Raw genomic sequence first — 15,182 nt, forward strand, 5'->3', positions numbered from 1 at the left:
TGAGAAGGCAAAAACCAGGGCTCAGCGGCGGGAGGCGGCGACGATCCCCCAGACCGCGCCTCCCACGACGACGGCCACCCCGACCGCCAGGCCGACGAGCGCCAGCGGGTTGTCGTCGCGGAGCCTTCGGAACCGCTCGGACGCCCGCGCGGGCACGTTGACCTTGTACTGGATGGCGTCGATGGTCGCGGCCAGGTCGGCGCGGGCCTTCTCGACGCCGCTTCGGTCAGTTGTCATACTTGCCCAGCCCCTTCACGGCGTCGATGTCGGACTTGACGCTGGCGATGGTCTCCTTGGGCGCCGCGCCGTCCACCCGTTTGAGCGAGCCGACGCCGAAGAGCACCAGGATCGCCGCGATGACCACGAGGCCGCCGAAGACGATGAGCGCGGCGGCCCAGCCGGGCAGCACGAGCGCGAGGCCGAGGATCGCGGCGGCGACGAGCACCCCGAGCGCGAAGAAGAGGAAGGCCGCGGCGACCCCGAAGAGGCCTATGCCGATCCCGGCATACTTCGCCTTCTCGGCGTACTCGGCCTTCAGGTTCGCCAGCTCGGCCTTGACGAGCTGGATCAGCAGCCGCGGGAGCGACGCGATCAGCTCACCGAGCGACTGCGACCTGGCACGTTCCCGATCGGTCATCGGCTCACCGCCCTTCCGTGACACTCGTACTGACTGCGCTACCGGATCACTTCGTCAGGATCATCTCGCGTGACGGCGACGACGGCCACCCCCGTGGTGCGGGAGTCGGCGCGAGCCTCCTTGCGGCGATCGTTCGCCCGGACCACGGCCTTCTTGATCGTGATGTAAATCGCCTCGGGAGCCTCGCCGACCTTCTCCGCGACGAAGTCCTCGACGGCGTTCACCTGCTTTTGCACCCCAGGCGACTCCCAGACCTTGAGGGCTGCCGACTTCATCTGGTCGTAACGCTTGCGACCGGCGCGCGTGCCGAGCACGTAGCCCACCGCCGCCCCCGTCACGAAGAGAATCTTGCCCCGCATCCGTCCTCACCCCTCCAGGTCGTCGGTCAGTGCCTTCCAGCGTAGACCCCTGGCCCGTTCCGCCACCCGGCGCGCGTCCGGGATGACGGACGCGAGACCGGTTCCGGTCAGCCAGGAGCCGGTCACCTCGAGCCCTTCGACGTTCTCAGCTCCGTCGCGGACGCGCTGGATGCGCTCCCGCTGCCCCACTGTCGCATAGGGGAGGGCGTTCGTCCAGGGGGTCCGGGCGAACGCGGAGACAGCGGATTCCGTGAGCGGAATATTCAGCAGCGCACCGGCGTCGGCGACCGCGCGCTCCCGGAGCTCGGCGTCGGAGAGGGCGAGCGTCTCCGACGCCCGGCCGGCGCGGCCGTAGGACAGCCGGACCACGTGGCGGCCGGAGCCGGCTGCCTCCGCGACCCACGCCCACTTGGCGCTGGAATGCGTCATCGCCTTGGCGGAGACGCCGGAGTCCGGGCCGTCGGCGACGAGCACGCCGGTGCCGCGCGGTGCGGCGCCGACCCGGTCGTCGGTCAGGACGAGCGTGACCAGCTCCACACTGGACGCGGGAGGCCAGTCGAGACCGGCGAGGTCGCCGAGCGCTGCGTCCATGCCGGGGAGGAGCGCGAGGGCGGCATCGGCGGGGGCGGTGACCACCACGGCGTCGGCGTCGAGGACGGTGCCGTCCGCGAGAGTGACCGTCCAGCGGGCGGCGCGCGAGGTGGCGGGCTCCGCGGCTGGCTCGGCCTGCTCCGCGGGGAGCTGCCCGGCGAGCCCGAGCCCGTCGAGCGCGGCCTCGTCGACTGCGTCGGCCATCGCGGCCTCCACCGCTGCGGCGGCGACGTCCTCCGGGTCGGGTGCGACCCGCGGCGTCACCGAGGCGACCGCCGCGTCGGTGCGGATGGTCCCGCCCCGCGCTTCGATCTCCGCGGCGAGCGCCGCCGGAAGGCGAAACATGCCCCCGCGGATGCCTCCGACCGCGCTGCCCGGCTTGGCGGCCGAACGCAGCTCGCCCACGGCCCCGGAGAGCGAGCCGAGCCGCGTGAGCGCGGCATTCAGTCCAGGAGCGACCACATCCACGTCGAGGTCGTCGGGATCGGCCGAGTACACGCCTGTCACGACCGGGGACACCAGCTCGGCGAGGACCTTCGACCCCATTCGCTTGCGCACCAGGGTGCCGAGCTTGCGCTCCTGGCCGATCTTCAGCACGGGGAGGAGCCGGTCCAGGTACGCGCGCACAGCGCCGCCCCAACCGATCGCGGCGACGACGTCCGTCGCCAGCGGGGAGCTCGGGATGCCGAGCAGGCCGGCCTTCGGCAGCGGGACCGTTCGGGTGCCGTTGCGGACCCACGCGCCGGCCGGGTTCGGCTCCACCACGTCGTCCGCGAGGCCCAGGTCGTCAAGCAGGGCGGCGACGTGGCCGCCGCGGGTCGCGAAGCTCTCGGCGCCGGCGTCGACCGTGATGCCGCCGAGCTCCAGCGGCGCAACCGAACCGCCCACGCGGCCGGAGGCCTCCAGCACGGTGACCTCGAAGCCCGGACGGGCGCACTCGCGCGCCACGACCAGCCCCGAGACACCTCCGCCGATCACGACGATGCGCGTCGGCGGGGCCTCCACCGCGTGCCGGATGCTCTCCGTGACGGCGTCGTGGTCGAGCGGCTCGGAGGTCATGCCCGCCATCCGTGGACGAGCTCGACCACGCGGGTCAGCACCGTCGGGTCGGTCTCCGGCGGGACGCCGTGGCCCAGGTTCAGCACGTGCGCCGGCGCCTCTCGGCCGCGCTCCAGGACGTCCACGACGTGCGCCGACAGGACCTCCCACGGTGCGTCGAGCATCGCCGGGTCGACGTTGCCCTGCACAGGGACGACGTGGCCGAGCCGGCGCGCGGCCTCGTCCAGCGGCGTGCGGTAGTCGACCCCGACCGCGTCGGCGCCCACCTCGTGCATGGCCTTGAGCAGCTCGCCGGTTCCGACGCCGAAGTGCACGATCGGCACATTGCGGACCAGCGGCTCGTCGTTCACGGGAGCGTCGGCGTCGGCGGCCTGCGGTCGCGGCACCTCGTAGGTGAGGTCGCGGATGTGCGAGAGCGCCCGCGCGGAGGCGGGGGCGACGTGCTCGACGTAGTCGTGCAGCGACAGGGACCCTGCCCACGAGTCGAAGAGCTGGGCGGCGCTCGCTCCCGCCAGGAGCTGCGCCCGCAGGAAGGCCCCTGTCACGTCGGCGCTCCACGCCATCAGCCGGGCCCAGGTCTCCGGGTCGGCGTGCATGAGCGTCCGTGCGCGGATGTGGTCCTTGGAGGGGCCGCCCTCCACGAGGTAGGCGGCCAGGGTGAAGGGGGCGCCGGCGAAGCCGATCAGCGGGGTGTCGCCGAGCTCGGCCGTCGTCAGGCGCACGGCCTCCGAGATCGGCGCGAACGTGTCGGCGCCGAGGGAGGCCGGGTCGACCTCCTCCAGCCGTGCCACGTCGGCGGCGGTGCGCACCGGGGTCTCGAACACCGGACCCTTGCCGGGCTGGATCTCCACGGCGACGCCGGCGAGCTTCAGCGGCACCACGATGTCGCTGAAGAAGATGCCCGCGTCCACGCCGTGCCTGCGCACCGGCTGCAGCGTGATCTCGCTCGCCATCGCGGGGTCGAGGCAGGCGTCGAGCATGTGGGTGCCGACGCGCAGCTCCCGGTACTCGGGCAGCGACCGCCCGGCCTGGCGCATGAACCAGACGGGGACGGTCTCCTGGCGTTCGCCCTGATAGGAGCGGATCAGGCGACTGCCCGCTGTTCGGCCTTCGGAGAGCGGGTGGGTCGGGTCGAGGGAGGTCACCCGACGATTCTGCCAGGGCTGAATCTGCCAATCCCCCGGGAATCGTGTCGAACAGACTCAGGACGGGGTATCCCGATTCGAGTCTGGTCGGCGCCGAGCGTATTCTTTCCCCCGTGCTTCTCTGCTTCTCGTCGAGCCACCGCACTGCGGAGTTCGACCTCCTCGAACGGCTCGAGCGCCATGCGCCCGCCGTCACCGCGGCACTCGCGGAGCAGCACGGGATCGTCGCAGGCTCGGTCGTCCTCGCCACCTGCAACCGCTTCGAGGCCTATCTCGACGTACACGCGCTCGACGTGGACGCGCAGCCGCTCGTCGCGGGCGCGACCACGGACCAGGTGATCGAGACCGTCGCCGCCGCCAGCGGCATCGACGCCGGCCTCCTCCGCTCCTCCAGCGCCGTCTACAGCGACGACGCCGTCGCCGAGCACCTCTTCTCCGTCTCCAGCGGCCTCGAGTCCGTCGTGGTCGGGGAGGGCGAGATCGCCGGGCAGGTGCGCAGGGCGTTGGAGTCGGCCCGCACCTCCGGCACCGTGACCGCACGCCTGGAGCGCGTCTTCCAGGTCGCGTCGCGGACCTCCCGCGGGGTCAAGAACCAGACCGGCATCATGACGGCCGGACGCTCGATGGTCCGCCTCGCGCTCGAGCTGGCGGAGAGCCGGATCAGCGACTGGGCCGCTGTGCGCGTGCTCCTCGTCGGGACCGGCAAGTACGCCGGCGCCAGCCTGGCCGCGCTCCGCGAACGCGGCGTGGTCGACGTGCAGGTGTTCTCGCCGACCGGGCGCGCGGCGAAGTTCGCCGTGTCGCACGATGTCGTCCCCGTCGAGTCCGACGACCTCCTGGAGGCGCTCGGCGCCGCCGACCTCGTCGTCACCTGCTCGGCCGTCACCGACCACGTGATCACCCGCAACCTGCTCGCGGACGCGATCGCCGCGCCGGACGCCGCAGAGCGCCGCCTCGTCATCGACCTCGGCCTCCCCCGCAACGTCGACCCGGCCGTCGCAGCGCTGCGCGACGTCGAGCTGCTCGACCTGGAGACCATCAGCATCCACGCGCCGGTCGAGGAGCTGAACGCCGCGGCCGACGCCCGGGAGCTCGTCGGCGCCGCCGCCGCGGAGTTCGCGGCGCAGAACGCCGAGCAGGCCGTCACGCCCGCGCTGGTCGCCCTCCGCACCCACGTCTTCGGCATCCTCGATGCGGAGATCGCCCGAGCCCGCTCGCGCGGCGACTCGACCGAGCAGACCGAGGCGGCGCTGCGCCACCTGGCCGGCGTGCTCCTGCATACCCCGTCTGTCCGGGCGCGCGAGCTCGCCAGGAGCGGCGAGGCGCAGGCGTTCGTGGACGCGACGTCGGCGCTGTTCGGCGTGGAGGTCGAAGAGGCGCCCAGCCCGCTGGCGCTCCGAGCCGTCGACGACGAGACCGCCGCCTCCTGACGTCCGTCCAGGAGCACCCACCAGAGGAGGACACGTGAGCGACGAGGCCACGATCACCGCCACCGAGCCGCACGCCGCCACCGGCCTGCCCTACGCCGCGGAGGAGCTGCGCACCGAGCGCCTGCTGCTGCGCCCGCTGAACAGCGGCGACCTGGAGAACGGGCACGAGTTCGAGCGCCTGAAGGACGTCGCCCGTTACCTGTTCTGGGAGGTGCACGACCACGACGAGTCGGCAGAGCACCTGCGCAAGCGCATCGCGATGAACCGCCTCGCCGCCGACGGCGACGGCATCGTCTACGCGGTCGAGCTCCCGGACCCGGAGGGCGGCCACAGCCGGGTGATCGGCCACGTGAGCCTGTTCCTCAAGAAGGCGGAGTGGGCGAAGTTCGAGATGGGCTGGGTCTTCCACCCGGCGGTGCACGGCCGCGGCTACGCGACCGAGGCGACGACCCGCCTCCTCGAGCTCTGTTTCGACACCCTCGGCGGCCACCGCGTCTTCGCCCAGCTCGACGCGCGCAACGAGGCCTCGGCCCGGCTCTGCGGGATCATCGGGATGAAGCAGGAGGCCCTCCTGCGCCAGAGCGAGATCTTCAAGGGCGAGTGGTCGGACACCGCGGTGTTCGCGATCCTGGAGGACGACTTCCGCGCGGGCCGGTGAGGTCGCCGGCATCTGAAATCATAGATGCGTGCACCTCTGCTATGTCGATGACTCAGGCGACCCGTCTCGGGGAAAGCTGCTGACGGCCCTTCTCATTCGAGACACCGATTGGGCCGACGTGCTCGACGCGTGGCTCACGGGTCGCGAGGAACTGCATCGGCTGTTCGGCGTCCACAAGCGCAGGGAGCTCCACGCGAACGAACTGTTCAAGGGACGCGGACAGTTCTGCGAGAGCCCGGAACAGGAATCGGCGTTCAGCAGCCGCGCCCGCGCCAAGGCTGCCCGCATCGCATTGGGTCACTTGAGCGAGGGCAGCTCCTTCGAACTGGTCACCACACGCTGCGATCGCGGCGTACATGCAGACCTCGGCCCACTGGCCGGCCGACAGCGACGAGGGCGTCCACTGGCTGAGCCCAACGCAAGAACCCCCGGCATGAGCCAGGGGTCCGCGGATCGCAATACCCCGCGAGCAGTCCAAAGCCTGCATGGAGTTTTGCAATGTCCAGGCTACTACAAAGTAGCTTCCCTGCTCTGACGAGCCCAAACGCGGTCGCCGCATCCTCAGTAGGATGGACGGGTCCCCCACAACCCCCGGCACCGAACAGGGAGCACCCATGGCCGCACCGTCGAGACTGGAATCCGTCATCACGCTGGCGCAGCACCGTGGATTCGTCTTCCCCTCCGGGGAGATCTACGGCGGCACCCGCTCCGCGTGGGACTACGGTCCACTCGGTGTCGAGCTCAAGGAGAACATCAAGCGCGAGTGGTGGAACGCCTTCGTGCGCGGCCGCGGCGACATGGTCGGCCTCGACTCGGCGATCATCCTGCCCACCGCCGTGTGGGAGGCCTCCGGTCACGTCCAGGTGTTCAGCGACCCGCTGACCGAGTCGCTCATCACGCACAAGCGCTACCGCGCCGACCACCTCTTCGAGGCCTACGAGGCCGAGCACGGCCACGCGCCGGCGAACGGCCTCGACGACATCGCCGACCCGGACCACCCGGACAAGGTGGGCCAGTGGACGCCGATCCGGCAGTTCTCCGGCCTCATGAAGACCTTCCTCGGCGTCGTGGACGACGAGTCCGGCCTCCACTACATGCGCCCGGAGACCGCACAGGGCATCTTCACCGACTTCGCGCACGTGCTGCAGGCCGCGCGCAAGAAGCCGCCGTTCGGCATCGGCCAGATCGGCAAGGCGTTCCGCAACGAGATCACGCCGGGCAACTTCATCTTCCGCACCCGCGAGTTCGAGCAGATGGAGATCGAGTTCTTCGTCGAGCCCGGCACCGACGAGGACTGGTTCCAGACCTGGATCGACCTCTGCTGGGACTGGTTCGTGGACCTCGGCATCGACCCGGCGAACATCCGCCGCCTGGAGCACGAGAAGGACAAGCTCGCGCACTACTCCAAGCGCACGATCGACATCGAGTACAAGTTCGACTTCGTCGGCAGCGAGTGGGGCGAGCTGATGGGCGTGGCGAACCGCACCGACTTCGACCTGAAGACGCACATCGAGCACTCGGGCAAAGACCTCAGCTACTTCGACCAGAACAAGAACGAGCGCTACGTCCCGTTCGTCATCGAGCCGTCCTTCGGCCTCACCCGCGCCCTGATGGCGTTCCTGGTCGACGCGTACGACGAGGAGGAGGTGCCGAACGCCAAGGGCGGCACCGACAAGCGCACGGTGCTGCACCTCGACCCGCGCCTCGCGCCCGTCAAGGTCGCCGTCCTCCCGTTGTCCCGCAACGAGGCGCTGTCGCCGCTCGCCCGCGGCCTCGCCGACACGCTCCGCAAGCGCCGCAACGTCGACTTCGACGACTCGGGCGCGATCGGCCGCCGGTACCGCCGCCAGGACGAGATCGGCACGCCGCTGGCGGTCACGGTCGACTTCGACTCGCTCGAGGACGACGCGGTGACCGTGCGCGACCGCGACACGATGAAGCAGGAGCGCATCCCGCTGGAAGGCCTCGACCGGTACCTCGCAGAGCGCCTCCGCGAGATCTGACGTGGCAGGCCCCGCACAGGCGGGTCAGCGGCTCTGGGCGTGGTGCGTGCGCCACGGCGCTCTGCTCTCGCTGATCGTCTCCGCCCTCCTGGTGCTCTACTTCGCCGTGTCGGTGATCCACTTCGCCCTCGACCGGCATCCGCTGTCGCTGCTCGACGAGCACGTCCACCTGGACACCGCCCTCAAGATGCACAAGGGTCAGCTCTCCTACCGTGGGGCGCTGATCGACCAGGGCGTCGTGAAGGAATGGGCGTGCGGGGTCGGCCACCAGGCCGGACCGACGCTCCGTGGCTGCGCCGACCCGCTGCTGTCCGCGGACTCGCTGCCGAGCGGCAAGTACACGAGCGGCTACATCCACTACCCGACGTACTTCGCGGGAGCCGAGCTGTTCCGGAGGCTCCTGGAGCTGTTCCCCGGCGACCACTACCCGCTGGACGAGTACCGGCTGTTCAGCGCCGTCGTGATGATCCTCGGCGTGATCGCCAGCGGTGTCGCCGCCTACGCGCTCGGCATCCGCCGGGTGGGGCTGATCGCGGCGGTGACCGCCCCGGTCGCCGCCTCGACCATCATGGTCATGGGCGGCATCGTCAACCCGAACGCGCTGGGCGTGCTCTGCGGCGCGCTCATCGCGGGCACCGGCATCGGCTGGATGCGCCGCAATCGCGGCTTCGTGTGGTTCGCCCTAGCGAGCGCGTTCGGCGCGTGCGTGGCGGTGGTGTGCTCGCTGCCGGTCGGAGGCTTCCTGTTCGCGATGCTCGCCGTCCTCGTCGGCCGGCGCTTCGGCTGGACCGTCGGGCCCGAACGCTGGGAGCCCCGGTGGTGGCAGCTCGTGACCACGGCCGCAATCGTGGTCGCGCCTGTCGTGATCTGGGGCCGCTACATCGCGGCCTCCGCCACGGTCTCGAACGCCACGGTGTACGGCGGGCTCGCGTTCGAGGGCTGGCGGAAGGTGATCGTCGGGGTCTTCCAGGAGATCGCGTCCGTCCACACGCCGTGGACCGACTGGGACAAGGCGATGCCGGCGTCCAAGGCCTTCCTCGGGCAGATCATGCGGGGGATCGCCGCCGGCTGGCCGGTCTGGCTGACCGTGCTGATCTTCGGAGCCCTCGTCTTCACGGTGCTGCGGAGCAACTTCGACGAGCGCTTCCAGTTCACCATCGTGAAGTTCGCGCCGCGTGTCCTGAACCCGCTCCACCTGCTCGCGCTCGGGACGCTGCTCACGCTGCTGCTCTACCCCGTCGCCCTGCGGCTCTCCAACGTCCTCACCTTCGGGATCGACGTGGGGATCGTCGCCCGCTACTCGATCGCCTTCGGCCCGCTCCTCGTCATCCTGCTCCTGCTCCGCGTGCCGCAACGGGCCATGCACTGGGTGCTCGCGTTCGCCGGGGCATTCGGCATGATCGGCGTTGCGGGCGTCTGGCTGTAGCGCCCTATCGACCCTCAGCCGCTAGGGTGGGGGCCACCGCGACGGAGACACCATGAGCACGGCTCCCACTGACACCGCACCGGCGCCGGCGGCCGATCCCTCCCCGGGACGCCCACCGGCGTGGGCGATGCTGCGCGCCTACGTGCAGGTCGCGCCCGCGAGCGTGACGCTCGCCGTGATCCTGCTCGCGACCTCCATCGCGACCGGCACGCTGTGGAGCGCCGCGAGCGTGGGCGGCGGCTCGCTGGTCTGGGCGGCGGGCGTCCCGACGACCATCCGGGCAGGGTACTGGTGGACGCCGTTCACGGCGCTCTTCGTGCCGGAGGACCCGATCCAGCTCGTGATCTCGTTCCTGCTGGCGCTGACGGTGCTCGCGGCGGCCGAACGGCTGCTCGGCACCGTGCGCCTCATCATCGCCTTCCTCGTCACCGGTGTGCTGGGAATCACGCTCGGCGTGCTCGGCCAGTGGGCGGCGGCGAACGTGGGAGAGATCCTCGCGCACGCCACCGAGTTCGACTTCACGCTGGACCCGACCATCGGGATCGTGGGGGCGCTGGTCACGGCGAGCGCGTTCGCGACGACACTGTGGCGCAGGCGCATCCGGCTGCTGACCTTCGCCACCGTGGTCATGTTCGTGCTCTACAACGGCGACCAGAACAACGTCTACCGCCTGTTCGCGGCGCTGCTCGGCCTCGCGCTCGGCGTCATCCTGCGCCGCGGGCCGCTGCACCGGATTCGCCGCAGCTCGCACGGGGAGACCCGCACTCTGGTCGCCGCGATCGTCGCGATCACCGCGATCGGCCCGCTGGCCGCGCTCCTGCCGCCCGGCGGCCTCGGCCCGCTCTCGTTCATCTCGGCCCTGTTCCAGCATCGGGAGGTCGCCGCAGCGACGGTGCTGGCAGCGTGCAAAGCCTCAGACACGACCAACTGCCATGACGAGCTCGCGGCCGTCTCCGTGCAGGGGGTCGGCCCCCTGCTGCTCAGCCTGCTGCCGCTGGTGCTGCTCATCGTGACGGCCATCGGCCTCCGCCGCGGCCGGCACTTCGCGTGGCTGCTCGGGATCGTCGTCAACGCGGCGATGATCCTCCTCCCGTTCACGGCGCTGCCCGGCGGCGACATCAGCATCAACGTGGACAGCATCGATGCACTCGCGCCCGCGATCGAGGTGCTGCTCTGGCTGCTGGCGACGCTGCTGGTTCCGCTGGCGTCGATCGCGCTGCTGGTGGCCACGCGGCGCCAGTTCCAGATCCGCGCGCCCAGGGACGCGGTCGTGCGCTTCACCATCCTGGCGGTCGTCGCGTTCGCGCTGCTGGCGGTCCTGTACCTGATCGCGGGCCTGGCGACGCTGTCGTCGTTCGTGCCCGAGGCCTCCATCGGCGATGTGTTCGCGTCCGCGCTGCGGCGGTTCGTGCCCTCGGGCTTCGAGTCGGTGCTGGGCCCCGTCATCGTGCCGACGTCGCCGTTCACGCTGCTGCTCTACCAGTGGGTCGGCCCGGTGTTCTGGCTGATCTTCGTGATCGGCACGATGCGCCTGTACCGGGCGACCTCCACCGGCCGCACGGTCGGCGACGAGCTGCGCTACCGGGAGCTCCTGCGCGCGGGCGGCGGCGGGACGCTCGGCTTCATGGGCACCTGGCCGGACAACGTCTACTGGTTCTCGGAGGACGGGGACGCCGCCGTCGCCTACCGGGTGATCAACGGGGTCGCGATCACCCTGTCCGATCCGGTGTGCCGCCCTGAACGGGCCGAGCAGACGATCATCGACTTCATCGGCTTCTGCGACGCGAACAGCTGGACGCCCGCGTTCTACAGCATCCACGGCGCGTTCCTTCCGGTGTTCGAGTCGCTCGGCTGGCAGAGCGTGTCGGTCGGCGAGGAGACGCTGATGCACCCGCAGACCTTCGACATGCAGGGCAAGCCCTGGCAGAAGGTCCGCCAGGCGCACAACCGCGGGGTGAAGGAGCGCATCTCGACCCTGTGGACGACGTGGGCCGAGCTGGCCCCGATCCAGCAGAACCAGATCGTCGCGCTGAGCGAGCAGTGGGTGTCGGAGAAGGAGCTGCCAGAGATGGGCTTCACTCTCGGCGGGATGGCCGAGCTGAAGGACCCCGAGGTGCGGCTCTACCTCGCCTACAACCCGGCGGGCGACCTCCAGGCGGTCACGAGCTGGCTGCCGAGCTGGCACGACGGCCGGGTGGTCGGCTACACGATCGACTTCATGCGCCGGGCGGACAAGAGCATCCCGGGCATCATGGAGTTCGTCATCGCGTCGGCTGCGCAGCGGATGCGCGGCGAGGGCGTGGAGGTGCTGAGCCTGTCGGGGGCGCCGCTGGCGACGAAGCCCGCCGGGCCCGCTGCTGCGGACACCGAAGCGGATGCCTCCGAGGAGGGACCGGCGGTGATGGACCGGCTGCTCGCGTTCCTGGCCAGGACGCTGGAGCCCGCCTACGGTTTCGCGTCGCTGTTCGCGTTCAAGAGCAAGTTCAACCCGACGTACGAGACGCTGTGGCTGGCGTACCCGGACGCGGTGTCCCTGCCCGCGATCGGCAACGCGATCGGGCGGGCGTACCTGCCGGACGCGAACGCGCGGGAGTACCTGGCGCTGGCGCGGACGCTGCTGGGGTGAGGGGCGTGCGCACCGCGATGATCATCGGCGGCACCGGGCAGATCGGCTCTGCCGCCGCACGCCGGCTCGCCGCCGACGGCTGGTCGGTGCTGGTCGCCCACCGCGGCCGCCATCCCGGCGACACCGCACTGAACGACCTGGACGTCGCGACCGTCCGCCTCGACCGCGACGACACGGACGCCTTGCTCGCGCTGGCCCGCGGTCACGACCTGGTCCTCGACACGGTCGCGTACGAGCCGAAGCACGCCGACCAGCTCGCCGCGCTCGCGGGCGACGTCGGCTCGCTCGTGGTGATCTCCACCGGCTCCGTCTACGTCGGCCGGGAGGGCGGCTACCTCGACATCGTCACCGGGCCGGACGACTTCCCCGACTATCCCCTCCCGCTGCGCGAGACGGACCCGACGGTCGACAACGACGAGCGTACGTACTCGCCGCTCAAGGCGGCGATGGAGCGCCGGCTGCTGGCAGTGGAGGGGCTGCCCGTGAGCATCCTCCGCCCTGGCGCCATCCACGGCCCGTTCAGCCCGGCGCTGCGGGAGTGGTACTTCATCAAGCGCGCGCTGGACGGCCGCCGGACGGTGCTGCTCTCCGACGACGGCGCCAACCGGTTCAGCACGTCGTCCACCGTGAACATCGCCGAGCTGGTCGCGCTGTGCGCCGCGCACCCCGGCCACCGCGTGCTCAACGCGGTGGACGAGGACGCCGTCAGTGTCGCGGAGATCGCCCACGCCGTGTACGCGGCGCTCGACCAGGAGGTGGAGGTCGTCGGCTTCCCGGGTCCGCCCGTGGACGGGGTCGGCGGCACGCCCTGGAGCGTCGCGCACCCGCTGCTGCTCAGCATGACGGCGGCCACCGTACAGCTCGGGTACCGCCAGCCGGTCCCGTACCGGGAGGCCGTCGTGGACGCGGTGGACTGGGCCGTGCGGGAGGTGCGCGCAGCCGAGCGCCGCGGGGAGGGCTGGGAGCAGGCCTTCCCGACGCTCGCGCAGCGCGCCAGGGACGACCGCTGGTTCGACTATGCCGGGGAGGACGCGTTCATCGCGGGGCGGTGACAGACAAGGCGCTGACGGCATTGCTGGTGGATATGGACGAATTGAGCGTTTTGAGCGATAATTGACCGCATGAATGCCGCTGCCCGCACGAAGGATGCCGTCGTCGTCGACCCCCCGCTCGACCTCAGCGAGTTGCTGAATCTGGCGAACTTCCTGGAGCACCACTCGGCTCCCGCCGTGCTGGTGGGTCCCGATGGCGAGCAGATCGCTCTGCCCCTCGAAGCGTACGAAGTGCTCTGTCAAGTGGTGACTGCGATGCAGCGCGGCGAGTCCGTGAGCGTCGAACCTATCGATCGACAGCTCACAACACAGCAGGCGGCGAGCCTCCTCGGCATCAGTCGCAGTACCTTGGTCCGGCTGCTGGACGAGAACGAGCTGCCGTTCGACCGGCTCGGCGAGTCTCGGCACCGTCGGTTGCGTCTCCACGACGTGCTCGCATATCGGGATCGCACACGCGTCGACCGGCGCGTTCGTCTCGACGAACTGACACGCCAGGCCGACGAGGACGGCCTCTATGACGTCGATGGCGAAGCCTATCGGCACGCGCTCGGCGAGGCCCGGAAGTCCTAGCGTTGGCGCTGTTCACGGCCTTCTGGATGCGTGCGTCCTCGTGCCTGTGGCCCCCTGCGACACGATGCTCCGACTGGCTGACAACGGCGCATTCAGGCCCTTGTGGTCCTCACGCGTGATCGAGGAGACGCAGCGTGCACTGGAAACGCGTGCATCCGACCGTCGATCCGAATCGGTTCCGCAGCAGGCTCAGATCGATGAACGATGCGTTCGACGACGCGCTCGTGACAGGGTGGGAACCGTTGACAGCGGGGATACACCTCCCTGACCCGAAGGACGCGCATGTCGTGGCGGCGGCACTGGTCGGACGAGCCGACGTCATCGTGACCCAGAACACGAAGGATTTCCCAGACCGCGTACTCAAGCCGCTAGGTCTTGACGTTGTCCGTGTCGATGAGTTCCTGCTCGATCAGTTCGATCTCTCCCCCGCGAGCGCCTGTCGTATCGTGAACGAGCAGGCGGCGGCGATGAAGCGACCGCCCGTGAGCACCGGGCAACTGCTGGACCGGCTCGCACGCAGCGGTGCACCCATTTTCGCGAGACGGGTCGAGATGGAATTCGAACGGGAGGCCTGAGCCGCCCTCAGAACACATACTCCAGCAGGTCCAGCCCCACCGTCCGCATCCCGTCGATCACCGACAGCCGCGCCGGCAGCGCCGTGTCGTCGAAGTACGTCGACACCGCATAGGTGACCCCCGCGCGCGGCCCGCGCAGAACGCCGACCTCGCTGCGGACTCCCGCGTCGGTTCCGGTCTTGTTGACCAGCAGGATGCCATGCTCTGGATGCCGGTGTGAGTGCGGGTCGAGGCCGAACGCGCTCGACACCAGGGAGAAGTCGCTGTTCAGCGACAGCCAGGAGATGACCTGGCGACTCGTCGCGGCGTCCACGACCTCCCCGCGGGCCAGCGCAGAGAACAGCCAGGTGAGCTCGTTGGCGCTGCCGACCGAGAGCTGCGGGGCGTCGTCCGGGCCGCGGTGGTCGCGGACCAGGTCGAGGAGGGCGGTGCGGGTGAGCCCCAGGGACTCCGTGCGGGCGCTCACGGCCTCCAGGCCGACGCGGCGCAGGAGGACGTTGGTGGCGAGGTTGTCGCTGGTGGCGCCGACGAGGGCGGCCAGGTCGGCGACCGGGAGGGCGGGGACCTGCAGGTGCTGCCAGATGCCGGACTCCCCCGCCGTGTCCTGCGGGGCGCGGTCGAGCTGGGCCAGCGGGCTGAGCTGCCGGGACTGGAGGCGCGCGGCGACCTCCACCAGCAGCAGCACTTTGCCGATGCTCGCCGTCGGCATCACGACGTGGTCGTCCACCGAGAAGAGCACCTCGCCGGTGGACAGGTCCGTCGCCCGTGCCGAGACCTGGACGCCCTGCACGGCCAGCCGGCCGAGCGCGTCGAAGCCGCGGCTGAACACCTCCGGAGCGGGTGCAGCAGACCGGCGGTGCCGCCCACGGCGTGCGCTCGTGTGCCTGCGGCGGTGGTCGGTCTCCGGGGTCTGGATCGTCACAGTCGCGCTGGGTCTTTCTTCCGAGTCGGGGCTTCGGTCCGTGCTGCGGTCCCCCCGGCCCGCGACGCGTCGAGGCAGGGTTTCCTCGACGCGATAGGGACGATGTTACCTCGCCGGAGGGGCGGCTGG

Annotated in this window: 15 protein-coding genes; 8 read left to right on the forward strand and 7 right to left on the reverse strand. The window is 70.6% G+C overall.

What is annotated here, in order from left to right; all coding sequences use genetic code 11:
- Nucleotides 1–21: 21 nt before the first annotated feature.
- The 5 genes from ACFQ9V_RS03020 to hemE are packed head-to-tail and all read right to left on the reverse strand — an operon-like array spanning nucleotide 22 to nucleotide 3,791.
- On the reverse strand, nucleotides 22–237 hold the full coding sequence (locus ACFQ9V_RS03020) for a DUF3618 domain-containing protein (RefSeq protein ID WP_370055530.1): 216 nt from the start codon (nucleotides 235–237) through the stop codon (nucleotides 22–24).
- Nucleotides 227–637, reverse strand: coding sequence for a phage holin family protein (locus ACFQ9V_RS03025; RefSeq protein WP_382457694.1), 411 nt, complete (start codon nucleotides 635–637; stop codon nucleotides 227–229). The genes ACFQ9V_RS03020 and ACFQ9V_RS03025 overlap by 11 nt, the downstream gene beginning before the upstream one ends.
- A gap of 38 nt (nucleotides 638–675) precedes the next feature.
- A complete protein-coding gene (locus ACFQ9V_RS03030; RefSeq protein WP_382457695.1) occupies nucleotides 676–975 on the reverse strand; it encodes a hypothetical protein in 300 nt (99 codons plus the stop codon).
- A gap of 27 nt (nucleotides 976–1,002) precedes the next feature.
- The gene (locus ACFQ9V_RS03035; RefSeq protein ID WP_382457696.1) at nucleotides 1,003–2,646 is read right to left on the reverse strand and encodes a protoporphyrinogen/coproporphyrinogen oxidase; all 1,644 of its coding nucleotides are present in this window, start codon (nucleotides 2,644–2,646) and stop codon (nucleotides 1,003–1,005) included.
- Entirely contained in the window at nucleotides 2,643–3,791 is a 1,149-nt protein-coding gene (hemE, locus tag ACFQ9V_RS03040; protein WP_382457697.1) for a uroporphyrinogen decarboxylase, read from the reverse strand. Before hemE ends, ACFQ9V_RS03035 begins: the two co-directional genes overlap by 4 nt.
- A gap of 113 nt (nucleotides 3,792–3,904) precedes the next feature.
- On the opposite strand from hemE, the gene ACFQ9V_RS03045 reads away from it, so the two are divergent.
- Together ACFQ9V_RS03045 and ACFQ9V_RS03050 are read left to right on the forward strand one after the other, a co-directional pair.
- Entirely contained in the window at nucleotides 3,905–5,221 is a 1,317-nt protein-coding gene (locus ACFQ9V_RS03045; RefSeq protein ID WP_382457698.1) for a glutamyl-tRNA reductase, read from the forward strand.
- A 34-nt stretch (nucleotides 5,222–5,255) separates the two neighbouring features.
- Nucleotides 5,256–5,879 (forward strand): GNAT family N-acetyltransferase, encoded by a 624-nt coding sequence (locus tag ACFQ9V_RS03050; protein ID WP_382457699.1) that lies wholly within the window; start codon nucleotides 5,256–5,258, stop codon nucleotides 5,877–5,879.
- Between the two features lie 52 nt (nucleotides 5,880–5,931).
- Here ACFQ9V_RS03050 and ACFQ9V_RS03055 read toward each other — a convergent pair whose 3' ends face one another.
- Nucleotides 5,932–6,237, reverse strand: a complete 306-nt coding sequence (locus ACFQ9V_RS03055; protein ID WP_382457700.1) for a hypothetical protein — start codon at nucleotides 6,235–6,237, stop codon at nucleotides 5,932–5,934.
- A gap of 256 nt (nucleotides 6,238–6,493) precedes the next feature.
- Between ACFQ9V_RS03055 and ACFQ9V_RS03060 the strand changes: the two genes are divergently transcribed.
- The 6 genes from ACFQ9V_RS03060 (at nucleotide 6,494) to ACFQ9V_RS03085 (ending at nucleotide 14,131) form a co-directional block, all read left to right on the forward strand.
- A complete protein-coding gene (locus tag ACFQ9V_RS03060) occupies nucleotides 6,494–7,882 on the forward strand; it encodes a glycine--tRNA ligase (protein WP_382457701.1) in 1,389 nt (462 codons plus the stop codon).
- A 1-nt stretch (nucleotide 7,883) separates the two neighbouring features.
- Complete coding sequence (locus ACFQ9V_RS03065; protein ID WP_382457702.1) at nucleotides 7,884–9,308, forward strand: hypothetical protein; 1,425 nt, start codon at nucleotides 7,884–7,886, stop codon at nucleotides 9,306–9,308.
- A gap of 52 nt (nucleotides 9,309–9,360) precedes the next feature.
- Nucleotides 9,361–11,934: a phosphatidylglycerol lysyltransferase domain-containing protein gene (locus tag ACFQ9V_RS03070; RefSeq protein WP_382457703.1), complete on the forward strand. Its 2,574-nt coding sequence runs from the start codon at nucleotides 9,361–9,363 to the stop codon at nucleotides 11,932–11,934.
- Nucleotides 11,935–11,939: 5 nt separating this feature from the next.
- Nucleotides 11,940–12,986, forward strand: a complete 1,047-nt coding sequence (locus ACFQ9V_RS03075; protein WP_382457704.1) for an NAD-dependent epimerase/dehydratase family protein — start codon at nucleotides 11,940–11,942, stop codon at nucleotides 12,984–12,986.
- Nucleotides 12,987–13,055: 69 nt separating this feature from the next.
- Nucleotides 13,056–13,556 carry an excisionase family DNA-binding protein gene (locus ACFQ9V_RS03080; protein WP_382457705.1) on the forward strand — a complete coding sequence of 167 codons (501 nt, stop codon included), beginning with the start codon at nucleotides 13,056–13,058 and terminating at the stop codon, nucleotides 13,554–13,556.
- 134 nt (nucleotides 13,557–13,690) lie between these two features.
- The gene (locus ACFQ9V_RS03085; protein WP_382457706.1) at nucleotides 13,691–14,131 is read left to right on the forward strand and encodes a PIN domain-containing protein; all 441 of its coding nucleotides are present in this window, start codon (nucleotides 13,691–13,693) and stop codon (nucleotides 14,129–14,131) included.
- Nucleotides 14,132–14,138: 7 nt separating this feature from the next.
- Here the strand turns inward: ACFQ9V_RS03085 and ACFQ9V_RS03090 are convergent, their stop codons facing one another.
- Nucleotides 14,139–15,053 carry a serine hydrolase gene (locus tag ACFQ9V_RS03090; RefSeq protein ID WP_382457707.1) on the reverse strand — a complete coding sequence of 305 codons (915 nt, stop codon included), beginning with the start codon at nucleotides 15,051–15,053 and terminating at the stop codon, nucleotides 14,139–14,141.
- Nucleotides 15,054–15,182: the final 129 nt, after the last annotated feature.

This window comes from Leifsonia sp. NPDC056665 (genome assembly GCF_042791795.1).
Taxonomy (GTDB): domain Bacteria; phylum Actinomycetota; class Actinomycetes; order Actinomycetales; family Microbacteriaceae; genus Leifsonia.